Raw genomic sequence first — 14036 nt, 5'->3', positions numbered from 1 at the left:
ATGACCACGGAAGCCAACCCCGTGCCATCGCCCGCCACCCTGTCCCAGTCCCAGAACGGGCCCGAGATGCTCACCGGAGCCGAGGCGGTCGTGCGATCGCTCGAGCTCATCGGCATCACCGACGTGTTCGGACTGCCCGGCGGTGCGATCCTGCCGGTCTACGACCCGCTGCTCGACAGCCGCCGACTCCGGCACATCCTGGTCCGCCACGAGCAGGGCGCCGGCCACGCCGCCGAGGGCTACGCGTCCTCGACCGGCAAGCTCGGCGTCGCGATCGCGACCTCGGGACCCGGCGCGACGAACCTCGTGACCGCGATCGCCGACGCGCACATGGACTCGGTGCCGATGCTCGCGATCACCGGCCAGGTGTTCTCGAACCTCATGGGCACCGACGCGTTCCAGGAGGCCGACATCGTCGGCATCACGATGCCGATCACGAAGCACTCGTTCCTCGTCAAGCGCGCCGAGGAGATCCCGGCGACCATCGCGGCCGCGGCGCACATCGCGTCGACCGGCCGGCCCGGCCCGGTGCTCGTCGACATCACGAAGGACGCGCAGCAGGCGACGTTCGCGTTCTCGTGGCCGCCGAAGCTCGACCTGCCCGGCTACCGCCCGATCACGAAGGCGCACGGCAAGCAGGTGCTCGCGGCCGCGCAGCTCATCGCCGAGGCGAAGCGTCCGGTGCTCTACGTCGGCGGCGGCATCATCCGGGCCGGCGCCTCCGACGAGCTGACGGCCTTCGCCGAGGCGACGAAGGCGCCCGTCGTGACGACGCTCATGGCGCGCGGCGCGTTCCCCGACTCGCATCAGCAGCACCTCGGCATGCCGGGCATGCACGGCACGGTCCCGGCGGTGCTCGCGCTGCAGGAGTCCGACCTGCTGGTCGTGCTCGGCGCCCGCTTCGACGATCGCGTGACCGGCAAGGCGGCGCTGTTCGCACCCGAGGCCAAGGTGGTCCACGTCGACATCGACCCGGCCGAGATCGGCAAGATCCGCGCCGCCGACGTGCCCATCGTGGGCGACGCGAAGGAGGTGCTCGTCGACCTGCTCGCCGCGTACCGCGAGGTCACGAAGGCGGGCGAGCCCGACCTCGAGGAGTGGTGGGCCACGCTCGACGGCCTCCGCACCGAGTACCCGCTCGGCTTCGCGCCGACCTCCGACGGGCTGCTCGCGCCGCAGTACGTGATCCAGCGCATCGGCGAGCTGACCGGCCCCGAGGGCGTCTACGCCGCGGGCGTCGGCCAGCACCAGATGTGGGCCGCGCAGTTCATCAAGTACGAGCGCCCCAACTCGTGGCTGAACTCGGGCGGCGCGGGCACCATGGGCTACGCCGTTCCCGCGGCCATGGGCGCGAAGGTCGCCGAGCCGAACCGCACCGTGTGGGCGATCGACGGCGACGGCTGCTTCCAGATGACGAACCAGGAGCTCGCGACCTGCACCCTGAACGACATCCCGATCAAGGTCGCGGTCATCAACAACTCCTCGCTCGGCATGGTCCGGCAGTGGCAGACCCTCTTCTACGACGGCCGGTACTCCAACACCGACCTGAACACGGGGCACGACACCGCCCGCGTGCCCGACTTCGTGAAGCTCGCCGAGGCCTACGGCGCGCTCGGCATCCGGGTCACGAAGGAGGAGGAGGTCGACGACGCGATCAAGCTCGCGCTCGAGACCAACGACCGCCCGGTGGTGATCGACTTCGTCGTCTCCGCCGACGCCATGGTGTGGCCGATGGTCCCGCAGGGCGTCTCCAATTCCTACATCCAGTACGCCCGCGACCACTCGCCGGCCTTCAGCCAGGAGGACTGAACATGTCGACCCACGTGCTCTCCCTCCTCGTCGAGGACAAGCCCGGCCTGCTGACCCGTGTCGCGGGACTGTTCGCGCGGCGCGGCTTCAACATCGAGTCGCTCGCGGTCGGCCACTCCGAGATCGACGGCCTCAGCCGCATCACCGTCGTCGTCGACGTGGAGGACCTGCCGCTCGAGCAGGTCACGAAGCAGCTGAACAAGCTCGTCAACGTGATCAAGATCGTCGAGCTCGACCCGACGCAGTCGGTGCAGCGCGAGCACTTGCTCATCAAGGTGCGCGTCGACAACACGACGCGCTCGCAGGTGCTCGAGGCCGTGAACCTCTTCCGCGCCCGCGTCGTCGACGTCTCGACCGACGCGCTCGTGATCGAGGTCACCGGCGACTCCGGCAAGACCAACGCGCTGCTGAAGGTCCTCGAGCCCTACGGCATCAAGGAGATCGCCCAGTCGGGCCTCCTCGCCATCGGGCGCGGCGGCAAGTCGATCACCGAACGCGTCTTCAAGAACTGACGGCGGACGCCGTCAAGGTCGAGTAGCGCGAAGCGCGTATCGAGACCCGCAGAATCAGAACCACCACAAGGAGAAAGAACCGCAATGGCTGAGATGTACTACGACCAGGACGCCGACCTCTCGATCATCCAGGGTCGGAAGGTCGCCGTGATCGGTTACGGCTCGCAGGGCCACGCGCACGCGCAGAACCTGCGCGACTCGGGCGTCGAGGTCGTCATCGGCCTCAAGGAGGGCTCGAAGTCGATCCAGAAGGCGGAAGAGGCCGGCTTCGAGGTCAAGAACGTCGCCGACGCGGCGGCGTGGGCCGACGTCGTCGTGATCCTCGCTCCCGACCAGTACCAGCGTCACATCTTCGCCGAGTCGGTGAAGGACAACCTGAACGAGGGCGACGTGCTCGTCTTCGGCCACGGCTTCAACATCCGCTTCGGCTACATCGAGGCCCCGGCGGGCGTCGACGTCATCCTCGTCGCGCCGAAGGCGCCAGGCCACACCGTGCGTCGCGAGTTCGTCGCGGGCCGCGGCATCCCCGACATCATCGCCGTCGAGCAGGACGCCTCGGGGACGGCCTGGGACATCGCGAAGTCGTACGCGAAGGGCATCGGCGGCACCCGCGCCGGCGTCATCAAGACGACCTTCACGGAAGAGACCGAGACCGACCTGTTCGGCGAGCAGGCCGTGCTCTGCGGCGGCACCTCGCAGCTCGTGCAGTACGGGTTCGAGACGCTCGTCGAGGCCGGCTACCAGCCCGAGATCGCCTACTTCGAGGTGCTCCACGAGCTGAAGCTCATCGTCGACCTCATGTGGGAGGGCGGTATCGCCAAGCAGCGCTGGTCGGTCTCCGACACGGCCGAGTACGGCGACTACGTGTCGGGCCCGCGCGTCATCGACCCGTCGGTCAAGGAGAACATGAAGGCGGTGCTCGCCGACATCCAGGACGGCACCTTCGCCACGCGCTTCATCGCCGACCAGGACAACGGCCAGAAGGAGTTCCTCGAGCTCCGCGCCAAGGGCGAGCAGCACCCCATCGAGACCACCGGCCGCGACCTGCGCAAGCTCTTCGCCTGGACCCAGGTCAGCGACGACGACTACGTGGACGGCGAGGTCGCTCGCTGACGCTCGCATCCTCGCGCGTCCTCGTAGTCGGCGACGCGGTGCCTGTTGCTGCGCCGTCGGCGCAGGGGGACGGCGAGGTCGCTCGCTAGAGTTCCCTGCGAACACCGCGCGGCGGGGCCGGTCCGGGTCGGCCCCGCCGTGGGTGCTCAGCCGTTGCCGCCCTTGCCCTTGCCGGTGCCGCCCTTCACGACGAGCGATGCGGCGTTGCCGTTGTTCGACCCGTTCGGGTCGGACGTCGAGCTCGTCACGTCGGCGTCGTTGAGGACCGTGCCGACGCTGCCGTTGGCCTGGGCCTCGATGACGAACGACACGGTGGCCCCCGCAGGCACCTCGGACGCAGAGCACGTCACCGTGTGCGCGGCCTTGTCGTACGAGCACTGCGGCGAGATGTACTGCACGACGAGCTTCTTCGCCGTGAGCGGCAGCTCGTCGGTGACGACCACGTCGCGTGCGTCGGACGGCCCGCCGGTGCCGCAGTTCGGCGACGGCGTCGACTGGGCGTCCTGCTCGCACCCGAGGTCGTTGTGCACGACCAGGGTGAAGACGATCACCGGCGCCGGGTTGCCCGAGCGCAGGACGGCCGTCTTGTCGAGCCACAGGTCGGCGGCGGTGTCGACGTTCGTCGACTGGTTCGCCGTGTTGTCCGAGCCGTCCGGATCGGGCGTCGCCGATTCGACCGTCGCGGTGTTCTCCAGCACGGCGTCGGGGTCGAGCGACGGGTCGACGGTGACGGTCAGGTAGACCGTCCGCGTCTCGCCCGGCGCCATGGTCCCGAGGTCGCAGACCACAGTGCCCGCCTGGACGAGGGTGCACACCGTGGTCCCGTTGCCGTCCACGCCCTCGACGAAGGTCGTGCCGTCCGGCAGCTCGTCGGTGACCACCACGTCGGTCGCCGTCGACGGTCCGCCGTTCGCGACCGTGATCGTGTAGGTCAGGTCGTCGCCTGCGAGCACGGGGTCGGGCGAGTCGGTCTTGGTGATCGACAGGTCGGCCGACGCGCTCACGACCGTGGTGACGGTGTCGAGGTTGTCGATGAGGTCGTCGTCGAACGTCTGGCTCTCCACGCGGGCGTCGTCGTGCAGCTCACCCGTGAAGCCGGGGAGGATGCGGACGACGACCGTCATCGTGCGCGTCGCCGACGGCGCGAGGTTGCCGAACGAGCACCGGCTCGGCTGAGCCGCGTCACCCGGCACGCCCGCGTTGCAGCTCGCGCCGTTCGACCCGGTGACCGAGACGATCGTGACCCCGGAGGACACGGCGTCGGTCACGACCACGCCGGTGGCCGTCGAGGGCCCGCCGTTCGCGATCGAGAGCGTGTACGTGATCTCGGTGCCGGCGATCGCGGTCGGCGGCCCGGTCTTGTCGACCGAGAGGTCGGTCACGGCCTTCACGCTGATCGACTCCTGCGCCTCGTTGTTGGAGGCGTCCGGATCGGGTGTCGGCGACGTGACCCGCACGACGTCGTTGATGTCGACGTCCTCGGTCGCCGAGACCTCGACGACCACCGTCGCGCGGCCGCCCGCGGACGGCGATGCCGCCGCGAGGTCGCCCAGCTGGCAGGTCACGACTCCGCCGCTCACGCCGCACGTTCCCTGGCTCGGGGTTATCGCCCCGAAGGTGAACGCGCCGTCGCTCAGGTTCGTGTCGGTCACGACGATGTCGCGAGCCGACGAGGGCCCGAGGTTGTCGACGAAGATCGTGCACGTCCCGGTGTCGCCGGCCGGCAGTTCGTCGTCGGGCTTGCAGACCTTCGTGACGGCGAGGTCGCTGCGCTCCTGCACGAACGTCCGCTGCGTGAACGAGTTGTTCGTCAGGTCGTCGTCGACGCTCGCGCCGGACACGGTGACGACGTTCTCGATCCGGATCGTGCCGTCGTCCTCGTCCACCACCGCATCGGAGTCGACGCGCGTCTTGACGACTATCTCGCGAGACTCGCCGGCGGGGATGTCGCCCACCTGGCACGTGAGCCGATGCTCGACGGCGTCGTACGTGCAGTCGCCGTCGTCGGAGAGGTACACGACCTCGTCCGGCAGTTCGTCGACGACGACCGCGCCGGCCGCGGCATCCGGCCCGTCGTTGGTGACCGTGATCGTGTAGAAGAGCTCCTCGCCGGCGATCACTGGATCGGGCGAATCGGTCTTCGTCACGCGCAGGTCGGCGATGGGGATGAGGTCGGAGACGTCCTCGACGAGCCAGGAGCCGCGGCCCATGGTCCCGACGAGCATCACGTCGTCGCCGGCGTCGTAGGTGACGTCGAAGGCGATCGTGTTCGGCAGCGAGGAGCCGAGCTCCGCCCAGACGCCGAGGTTCTGCGTCTGGCTCATGAAGACGCCCGTATCGGTGCCGGCGAACAGCGCGAGCACGTTCATCCCGGGCACCGGCACGATCGCGAGCGAGCGGATGACGGCTCCCGGCGACACCGCACCCAGGTTGCCCGTGATGTCGGCGAACGAGCCGCCGGCGTCGGTCGTGCGGAACACCTGCGTGGAGGTCGCGACGAACGCGTCGGCCCAGTTCTCCGGGTTCAGCACGATGTCGTTGGCCACGCCGTTGGTCCAGCCCGGCAGCGTCGCGGGCGTGCCCGCGCCGCTGCTGCGCAGCCGCAGGCCGCCGTTGGAGTCGCCGAACCAGAGGACGCCGGCGTTGTCGGCGCCGCCCGCACGGCCGCCGTAGGCGATCGCGCGCGTCGTTCCCACCCCGGCGCCGAGGCTGTTCACGATGATCGTGAGGTTGTCGAGTGCATCGGTGGACTCGTAGACGCGGTTCGAGGTCACGATGAACCGCGACGGATCGATGTCGTTCATCACGAGCGGCGTGTAGAGCGGCAGGGTCGAGTTGCCCGCGCCGTCCACCTCGAACGCCTGCAGGGTCTGGCCCTGGCCGACGACGTTGAAGCCGGGCGCGGAGTTGATGCAGACGTTCGCTGCCGTGCAGCCGCGCCGCAGGAACGATCCCGCACCGAGGCTGTTGGAGCTGCTGTACCTGACGGATGCCGCGCCGCTGTCGTCGACCGCGACGAACCCGCCGTCACCCGCGCTCAGCGTCTCCCAGCTCGTGGAGCCGGAGGAGGACTGCTCGGGCGCGCCGGTGTCCTGGTCGCCGCAGAGGATGAGGTCGCCGACGTTGTCGTAGGCGCACGAGTGGTGCTCGCTGATCTGCAGGTTGCCGTTCAGCGACTGCCACTCGCCGTTCGTCGTCGACGGGTCGGTCTGGCGGTAGACGCCGCCGTCGTCGCCCTCGAGGATGTCGCCGTTCGCGTCGAACACGATCTCGCGCGAGTCGGCGTGGGGTGCGCTGTCGTCGCTCGTGCCGACGTGGGTCAGCGGAGTGCACTGAGCGCCGGCGGCGTTGCCCGAGTCGCACCGGAACAGGCGGCCGGAGAAGTCGTCCGCCCCGATCGAGTTCGGGAAGCTGCCCGCGTTCGGTCCCGCGTCGAGCGGTTGACGGTCGCCGCCGAGGTACACGAGCTGCGGATCGGTCGGGTCGGCGGCCATCGAGAAGTGGATGCCGCCCTGCCCGCCCGGCTTCGGACGCGGTTGCAGGCCGACGATCACGCCGCCCTCGTTGGTGGACGGTGTGTCCATCTGCGTCCAGTTCGCGCCCTGGTCGGTGGAGCGCCAGAGGCCAGCGAGCTGGTTGTTGTTGACGACGCCGGCGAACACGACGTTGTCGGGTCCGTCATCGTGCACCGCGAACTCGAGGTTGTTCGTCGTGGCGTTGCTGATGCCGGTGAGGTTGTTCGTCACGTTGGTCCAGCTCGCGCCCGTGTCGAGGCTGCGGAAGATGCCCTGCTGGGTCCCGGCGTACAGCACGGTCGGGTCGCCCGGGTCGCCGACCAGGTCGAAGACGCCGACGTTCGGCAGGCCGCTGGTCCCGTTGCCGGAGAGCCGCGTGAAGCTCGTTCCGCCGTTCGTGCTGCGGAAGATGCCGCCCTGGCCGCCGCCGATCACGTTGCTGTTGCTGTTCGAGGCGACGACGAGCGTGGTGCCGCGCGGCGCGACGCCCGAAATGCTCTCGCCCGCGAGCTGTGCGCCGCCGAGGGGCGTCCAGCTCGTGCCCGCGTCGGCGGTGCGGAGCAGGCCCGTGAGCGGTCCGGAGATCCGGCCGAACGAGCTGACCCGCCCGATTCCGGCGAGCAGGACGGTGTTGCTCGCGACGGTCGGGTCGAGCTCGAGCGCACCGATCGAGAGGCTCGCCTGCTGGTCGGTGAGCGGCACCCAGTGCGGCGACGCCGACGTGGCGTCGTTCGTCCGCCAGATGCCGCCGTTCACCGTGCCGATCCAGGCGATGTCCGGATCGTCGGGGTGCGCGACGACGGTGTGCACGGCGCCCGCGACCTCATCGTCGGGCGATACCGACTCGACCTGGCCGCCGGTGATCGGGCTCGGACCCTGCGCGACGTAGTCGGCCGCGATGGTCGCCGCGCCCGCGCCGGCGCCCGGCGCGAGGATCTGGGTACTCAGGAAGACGGCCGCTGCGAGTGCAGCCAGGAACCCCTTCTTCGATGAATTCGCGGTCTGTTCGGCGACGCGCTCGGTCATCACAACCCCCTCGGCGCGGTCCCGGGGCACCCCCATGTCCCATGAGGGACGCGCTCGACGGCGCCGAGTATGGCCCTGCCCGACGGCGGCGTCCAGCCTCCGTCGGACGATCGGCTGCCCCCAGTTCGGGGGTTGTCCTCAGCCGTGCGGCGCGCTGCGCTCGAGCACGTCGAACTGCACCTTCGACCGCTCCTGCCCGGCGAGCGTCTGGCGCTCCAGAACGCCGTCGAGCGTGTAGGTCGCCTCGCGCTCCCAGTCGCCGCAGGCGCCCCCGCCGTTGCCGGGCTCGTGACAGGTCACGAGGGTGCCGTCCTCCGCGAGCGGCAGCGCCTCGTCGACGTCGGCGGCGATGAGCACCCCGCGGTCGGGATCGGCGACGTAGCCGACGAGCACGCACGGTGTCGACTCGGCGCCCGGCGGGGGGCACTGCGCGACGAAGAACACCTTGCCGACCAGTTCGACCCGCCGGTCGAGCCAGGCGTCGGGGTCGGCGACGAGATCGTCGATGGATGCCTCGACCGCGGCATCCATCGTCGGCGAGGCGGTCGGTTCGGCGCTCGGGCTCTCACTCGAGGAGCCCGCCCGACCGGACGACGCGCACGCCGCGAGGGCGAGGAGGATCGCGGCGGCGACGGCGATGCCGCCGCGCCACCGTGCTGCGCCGCTGCCGGTCCGGGTCGCGCCACCGACCCCGGCCACCGGGGCGCCGTGCGACGAGACGCCCACATGTCCATGATGCGCCCGACCCATCGGCGGGTCAACGGCCGCGCCGTCGCTAGGCTGATCGGCATGGCGCGCGAATCCGGCGACGATGACGAGGCCCTCCGCTGGGAGGGCGATGACGACGCGACGCTCGCGCCGGGATGGAAGCGGGTCGGCGAGCCGGCGGCGGCCGGCGACGGCGTCGACGACGGCGACGACGACGGCGACGACGAGGCGACGGAGGCCGCGGCATCCGCTCGCTCGAACGGCGACGCCGCAGCGACGGCCGACGCCGGGTCGGCCGCGCAGGTCGGCTCGGCCGAGCTCGTGCTGCTCGGCGTCTTCGGCGGCGCGTTCCTGCTCTACACGCTGGGCTGGATCCTCACCGCGCTGCGCGTCACGAACACCGCGACCGACCCGGTGGGGCAGTCCATGTTCGCCCTCGGGCTGTGGCTCGCCGTGCTCGCGCCGGCGCTATGGTTCGGCGTGACGTTCGCGCTCACGCGCGGGCGCGTCCCGCTCCGGTTCACGTGGCTCGCGGTCGGCGCCGTCGTGCTGCTGCCCGTGCCGTTCGTGGCGGGGGTGACCGCATGAGCACCGAGCCCGACCCGACGGATCCGACCACCAGCGCCGGCCGCGCCGGCGGCGCCGCGGAGACGACCGCGCCCGCCGTGGAGAGCGCGCCGACCCGCCGGACCCCGTTCTGGCTCGAGCTCACGCTCGCGATCGTGTTCGGGCTCTTCTTCGCGTACGACGCCTGGGAGGCCGTGGGCAACCTCGTCGGCATGGCCGGCATCGCGTCGACGCTGGGCACCACGCTGAGCGCGACGGGCTGGATCGTGCTCATCCTCGCGATCCTCCTCCCGGTGGCCTTGTTCGCGATCGCGTTCCTCATCGGGCGGCGCCGCAGCGCGCTCGTGCAGGCGGCCCTGTACCTCGCGGGGCTCGCAGTGTCGGCCGCGCTGTACCTCGACATCCTGCTCATGTTCGGGCCGGGCGCGCTGCTCGCCTGAGCAGGCGCGAACCGCCCGCACGCTCGTCTGCGCGCGTCACACGATTCGGGCGGCGCGATACCCCTGAAGTAGGCTGGCCGCGTCATCCGCGCCCCGATGATGCCGGCGCGACGTTCCGCGGTGCGCGCACCGCAGCCCCAATCGCAGTGAGGATCCGTCCGTGACCAAGCCGGTCGTGCTGATCGCCGAAGAACTCTCGCCCGCCACCGTCGACGCCCTCGGGCCCGACTTCGAGGTCCGCAACGTCGACGGCACCGACCGTCCGGCGCTCCTCGCCGCGCTCGCCGACGCGAACGCGATCCTCGTCCGCTCGGCCACGAAGGTCGACGCCGAGGCCATCGCCGCGGCGCCGAAGCTGCAGGTCATCGCGCGTGCGGGCGTGGGTCTCGACAACGTCGACATCAAGTCGGCGACGACCGCGGGCGTCATGGTCGTGAACGCCCCGACCTCGAACATCATCTCGGCCGCCGAGCTCACGGTCGGCCACATCCTGAGTCTCGCCCGTCACATCCCGGCCGCGCACTCCGCGCTCGCGCAGGGGGAGTGGAAGCGCTCGGCCTACACCGGCACCGAGCTCTACGAGAAGACGGTCGGCATCATCGGCCTCGGCCGCATCGGTGCGCTGATCGCCGCTCGCCTGCAGGCATTCGGCGTCGAGGTCATCGCCTACGACCCCTACATCACGGCCGCGCGCGCGCAGCAGCTCGGCGTCCAGACGGTGACGCTCGACGAGCTCCTCGAGCAGAGCGACTTCATCACGATCCACATGCCGAAGACCCCCGAGACCACGGGCATGATCAGCGCCGAGCAGTTGGCGAAGATGAAGCCGACGGCGTTCGTCGTGAACGTCGCGCGCGGCGGTCTCATCGACGAGGACGCGCTGCACGACGCGCTCGTGGCGAAGACCATCGCGGGCGCCGGCCTCGACGTCTTCGTGCAGGAGCCGCCGAAGGAATCGCCGCTGCTCGCCCTGCCGAACGTCGTCGTCACGCCCCACCTCGGCGCCTCGACCGACGAGGCCCAGGAGAAGGCCGGCATCTCGGTCGCGAAGTCGGTGCGCCTCGCGCTCGCCGGCGAACTCGTGCCCGACGCGGTCAACGTCGCGGGCGGCATCATCGACCCGTACGTGCGCCCCGGCATCCCGCTCGTCGAGAAGCTCGGCCAGCTCTTCGCCGGCCTCGCGCAGGGCCCGCTCGAGAGCCTCGACGTCGAGGTGCACGGCGAGCTCGTCGACTACGACGTGAGCGTGCTCAAGCTCGCGGCGCTGAAGGGCGTGTTCACGAACGTCGTCAGCGAGTCGGTGTCGTACGTCAACGCGCCGCTGCTCGCCGAGCAGCGCGGCGTCGCCGTGCGGCTCATCGCCGACGCCGAGAGCCCCGAGTACCGCAACGTGATCACGCTGCGCGGCGCGCTCGCCGACGGCACGCAGGTGTCGGTCTCAGGCACGCTCACCGGTACCAAGCAGATCGAGAAGCTCGTCGGCATCAACGGCTACGACGTCGAGGTGCCGATCGCCGACCACCACATCGTCATGCTCTACACCGACCGCCCGGGCATCGTCGCGGTCTACGGCAGCGAGTTCGGCGAGGCCGGCATCAACATCGCCGGCATGCAGATCGCGCGACGCGAGGCCGGTGGCCAGGCCCTGTCGGTGCTCACTGTCGACTCGCCGGTGCCGGCCGACGTGCTCGAGCGCGTGGGCGAGGCGATCGCCGCTGACGTGCTCGTCGAGGTCGACATCACCGAGTCCTGATCGCACTTCCGGTGGTCGAGTAGCCGCGAAGCAGCGTATCGAGAACTCGCGCCCCGGGGCCTCGCTTCGCGCCTGGGGTGCTACTGACCAGCGGGTCTCGATACGCGCGCGGCTGCGCCGCGTGCTACTCGACCACCGGTGCCGCTGCGGCTGCGCCGCGTGCTACTCGACCACCGGTGGTGCCGCTGCGGCTGCGCCGCGTGCTACTCGACCACCGGGTCTCGATACGCGCGCGGCTGCGCCGCGTGCTACTCGACCACCGGTGACGGGCCGTGGGCGAGCCGCTCGAGGAGCTCGACGAGCGCGTCCATGTCGGCGCCGTGCGGCGCGTCGACGCCGATCTCGGGGTCGACGCCGTGGAGGGCCGAGTCGTAGTAGAGGCCGTCGCCGATGAGCGTGACGGCGAGGGCGATCGTCGGGTCTGGCACGTGGCGACGGATGGCGCGCAGCCACCGGTCGCGCACGTCGCGGATCATCACCACGGCGGGCGCGCTGCCGGCCTGGGCGAGGCGGGCGGCGGCGACGCCGGCTCGTTCGAGCGGCGAGTCCTGCGAGACCGAGCTGCGGACGTAGTAGGCGATCGCGCCCTCGGGCGCCTGCTCGAGCACGGCGATGTCGTCGTCGACGAGGCGGGAGAAGCGCTCGAGCACGCCCTCGACGAGCGCGTCGCGGCTCGCGAAGTGGTAGAGCAGCCCGCCCTTCGACACGCCCGCGGCGCGCGCGGTCGCGTCGAGCGTCGCCGCGCGCACGCCGCCGTCGATGAGCAGTCGCTCGAAGGCGTCGAGGACGGCGTCGCGGGCGGCGGGGGGTCGGCTCATGGCTCCGATGGTAGCGAGGGGAACGGTCGGCGGCATCTGATACTCTACCGTCCAGCCGGTACAGTAATAGGACCCCGACATGACGAACGACACCAACACCAGCACGATCGACCAGACCCGCCGCGGCGCGAATGCCGAGGCCCACGCGACGACGGATGCCGCGGCATCCGGCCTGCGCCAGGACCCCGGCCGCGAGCAGCCGCGCGGTCGTCGTGCGGCGACCCGCCGCTGGATCGCGCTCGCGGTGCTCATGCTGCCGGTGCTGCTCGTCGCGGTCGACAACACCGTGCTGAGCTTCGCGCTGCCCGAGATCGCGCGCGACCTCGGCCCGACGGCGGCGCAACAGCTGTGGATCATCGACGCGTACCCGCTCGTGCTCGCCGCACTGCTCGTCGCGATGGGCAGCGCGGGCGACCGCTTCGGCCGCCGCCGCATGTTGCTCATCGGCTCCATCGGCTTCGCGGTCGTCTCGATCGGCGCCGCGTTCGCGCCGAGCTCCGAGGCGCTCATCGCGGCACGTGCCGCGCTGGGCTTCTTCGGCGCCATGCTCATGCCGTCGACGCTCTCGCTCCTCCGCTCGGTCTTCACCGAGCGCGAGGAGCGGCGGCTCGCGATCGCGATCTGGGCGTCGGGCTTCGCGGCCGGCGCCGCCCTCGGCCCGATCGTCGGCGGCCTGCTCCTCGAGCACTTCGCCTGGGGCTCGGTGTTCCTCCTCGCCGTGCCCGTGCTCGTGCCGCTCGTCGTGCTGCTGCCGATCCTCATCCCCGAGAGCCGCGACCCCGCGCCCGGCCCGATCGACGTGCCCAGCATCCTGCTCTCGTTCGGCGCGATGGGTGCCACGGTCTACGGCATCAAGCACCTCGCGACCGAGGGCGTCGACGCCATCGCGATCGGTTCGGTGCTCGGGGGCCTCGCGCTCGGCGCGTGGTTCGTGCGACGCCAGCTGCGCGCACGCACGCCGATGCTCGACATGCGGCTGTTCCGCGTGGGCGCGTTCGGCGGCGGCGTGGTCGTGAACCTCCTCAGCGTCATCGCGCTCGTCGGGTTCCTCTTCTTCGTGTCCCAGCACCTGCAGCTCGTCGCCGGGCTCTCGCCGGTGCAAGCCGGACTCGCGCTCGCACCGGGCCTCGTGGTCATGATCGCCGCGGGCCTCTCCGTGGTGCCGCTCGCCCGACGCATCCGCCCCCGCGTGCTCGTGCCGTCGGCGCTCGCGGTCTCGGCCGGCGGCTACCTGACGGTCGCGCTCACGGCCGGGGAGCAGGGCATCGCCGGCGTCGTCGTCGCGTTCGTCCTGCTCGGCCTCGGGATCGGCATGGCCGAGACCGTGTCGAACGAGCTCATCCTCTCGGCGGCGCCGCCGGCGAAGGCCGGCGCGGCCTCGGCGGTCTCCGAGACGGCGTACGAGCTCGGCGCGGTGCTCGGCACGGCGCTCCTCGGCAGCATCCTCGCGGCCTGGTACCGCGCGTCGCTCGAGTTGCCGGCCGGCCTGACGGCGTCGCAGGCGGATGCCGCGCGCGAGACGCTCGCGGGCGCCGTCACGGTCGCAGAGTCGCTGCCGGCCGCGGCATCCGCCGACCTGCTCGCGTCGGCCGCGCACGCGTTCGACGGCGGCGTGGTCGTGACCTCCTTCATCGGCGTGCTGCTCATGGTCGGCGCGGGCGTCGTCGCGGCGCTCACCCTGCACGACGCGAAGGGCGCGGACGACGCGAGGGGCGCCGCCTCGGGGTGAGGCGGCGCCCCTCGCGGGCGATCCGGGCGGGCCGGGCCGGTCAGGC

At 71.2% G+C, this 14036-nt stretch carries 10 protein-coding genes; 7 read left to right on the top strand and 3 right to left on the bottom strand.

The features are described from left to right. The 3 genes from GLX25_RS16260 to ilvC all read left to right on the top strand — a co-directional run bounded on the left by GLX25_RS16260 (position 1) and on the right by ilvC (position 3434). Positions 1-1809 (top strand): acetolactate synthase large subunit, encoded by a 1809-nt coding sequence (locus tag GLX25_RS16260; protein WP_155843549.1) that lies wholly within the window; start codon positions 1-3, stop codon positions 1807-1809. A gap of 2 nt (positions 1810-1811) precedes the next feature. Continuing rightward, entirely contained in the window at positions 1812-2321 is a 510-nt protein-coding gene (ilvN, locus tag GLX25_RS16255) for an acetolactate synthase small subunit (protein ID WP_155843547.1), read from the top strand. 84 nt (positions 2322-2405) lie between these two features. Next, entirely contained in the window at positions 2406-3434 is a 1029-nt protein-coding gene (ilvC, locus tag GLX25_RS16250; protein WP_155843545.1) for a ketol-acid reductoisomerase, read from the top strand. A 146-nt stretch (positions 3435-3580) separates the two neighbouring features. Here the strand turns inward: ilvC and GLX25_RS16245 are convergent, their stop codons facing one another. Together GLX25_RS16245 and GLX25_RS16240 are read right to left on the bottom strand one after the other, a co-directional pair. Beyond that, complete coding sequence (locus GLX25_RS16245) at positions 3581-7975, bottom strand: DUF11 domain-containing protein (RefSeq protein ID WP_155843543.1); 4395 nt, start codon at positions 7973-7975, stop codon at positions 3581-3583. Positions 7976-8113: 138 nt separating this feature from the next. Beyond that, complete coding sequence (locus GLX25_RS16240) at positions 8114-8701, bottom strand: hypothetical protein (protein WP_155843541.1); 588 nt, start codon at positions 8699-8701, stop codon at positions 8114-8116. A 63-nt stretch (positions 8702-8764) separates the two neighbouring features. On the opposite strand from GLX25_RS16240, the gene GLX25_RS16235 reads away from it, so the two are divergent. The 3 genes from GLX25_RS16235 to serA all read left to right on the top strand — a co-directional run bounded on the left by GLX25_RS16235 (position 8765) and on the right by serA (position 11443). Beyond that, positions 8765-9271: a DNA polymerase III subunit gamma/tau gene (locus tag GLX25_RS16235; protein WP_155843539.1), complete on the top strand. Its 507-nt coding sequence runs from the start codon at positions 8765-8767 to the stop codon at positions 9269-9271. After that, entirely contained in the window at positions 9268-9690 is a 423-nt protein-coding gene (locus GLX25_RS16230; protein ID WP_155843537.1) for a hypothetical protein, read from the top strand. The genes GLX25_RS16235 and GLX25_RS16230 overlap by 4 nt, the downstream gene beginning before the upstream one ends. A gap of 160 nt (positions 9691-9850) precedes the next feature. Beyond that, the gene (gene serA / locus GLX25_RS16225; RefSeq protein ID WP_166548913.1) at positions 9851-11443 is read left to right on the top strand and encodes a phosphoglycerate dehydrogenase; all 1593 of its coding nucleotides are present in this window, start codon (positions 9851-9853) and stop codon (positions 11441-11443) included. Between the two features lie 248 nt (positions 11444-11691). Here the strand turns inward: serA and GLX25_RS16220 are convergent, their stop codons facing one another. Then, complete coding sequence (locus GLX25_RS16220) at positions 11692-12261, bottom strand: TetR/AcrR family transcriptional regulator (RefSeq protein WP_155843535.1); 570 nt, start codon at positions 12259-12261, stop codon at positions 11692-11694. A 79-nt stretch (positions 12262-12340) separates the two neighbouring features. On the opposite strand from GLX25_RS16220, the gene GLX25_RS16215 reads away from it, so the two are divergent. Further along, a complete protein-coding gene (locus GLX25_RS16215; RefSeq protein WP_155843533.1) occupies positions 12341-13990 on the top strand; it encodes an MFS transporter in 1650 nt (549 codons plus the stop codon). Positions 13991-14036: the final 46 nt, after the last annotated feature.

This window comes from Agromyces luteolus, assembly GCF_009729855.1.
GTDB lineage: Bacteria > Actinomycetota > Actinomycetes > Actinomycetales > Microbacteriaceae > Agromyces > Agromyces luteolus.
Note: the sequence above shows the minus strand (reverse complement) of the source record. Positions and strands in the feature narration are given on the sequence as shown.

What these genes read in the sequence shown, in the direction of transcription:
- GLX25_RS16260 (WP_155843549.1), top strand. Translation starts at nt 1, where the DNA reads ATGACCACGGAAGCCAACCCCGTGCCATCGCCCGCCACCCTGTCCCAG.
- ilvN (WP_155843547.1), top strand. Translation starts at nt 1,812, where the DNA reads ATGTCGACCCACGTGCTCTCCCTCCTCGTCGAGGACAAGCCCGGCCTG.
- ilvC (WP_155843545.1), top strand. Translation starts at nt 2,406, where the DNA reads ATGGCTGAGATGTACTACGACCAGGACGCCGACCTCTCGATCATCCAG.
- GLX25_RS16245 (WP_155843543.1), bottom strand. Translation starts at nt 7,975, where the DNA reads ATGACCGAGCGCGTCGCCGAACAGACCGCGAATTCATCGAAGAAGGGG.
- GLX25_RS16235 (WP_155843539.1), top strand. Translation starts at nt 8,765, where the DNA reads ATGGCGCGCGAATCCGGCGACGATGACGAGGCCCTCCGCTGGGAGGGC.
- GLX25_RS16230 (WP_155843537.1), top strand. Translation starts at nt 9,268, where the DNA reads ATGAGCACCGAGCCCGACCCGACGGATCCGACCACCAGCGCCGGCCGC.
- GLX25_RS16220 (WP_155843535.1), bottom strand. Translation starts at nt 12,261, where the DNA reads ATGAGCCGACCCCCCGCCGCCCGCGACGCCGTCCTCGACGCCTTCGAG.
- GLX25_RS16215 (WP_155843533.1), top strand. Translation starts at nt 12,341, where the DNA reads ATGACGAACGACACCAACACCAGCACGATCGACCAGACCCGCCGCGGC.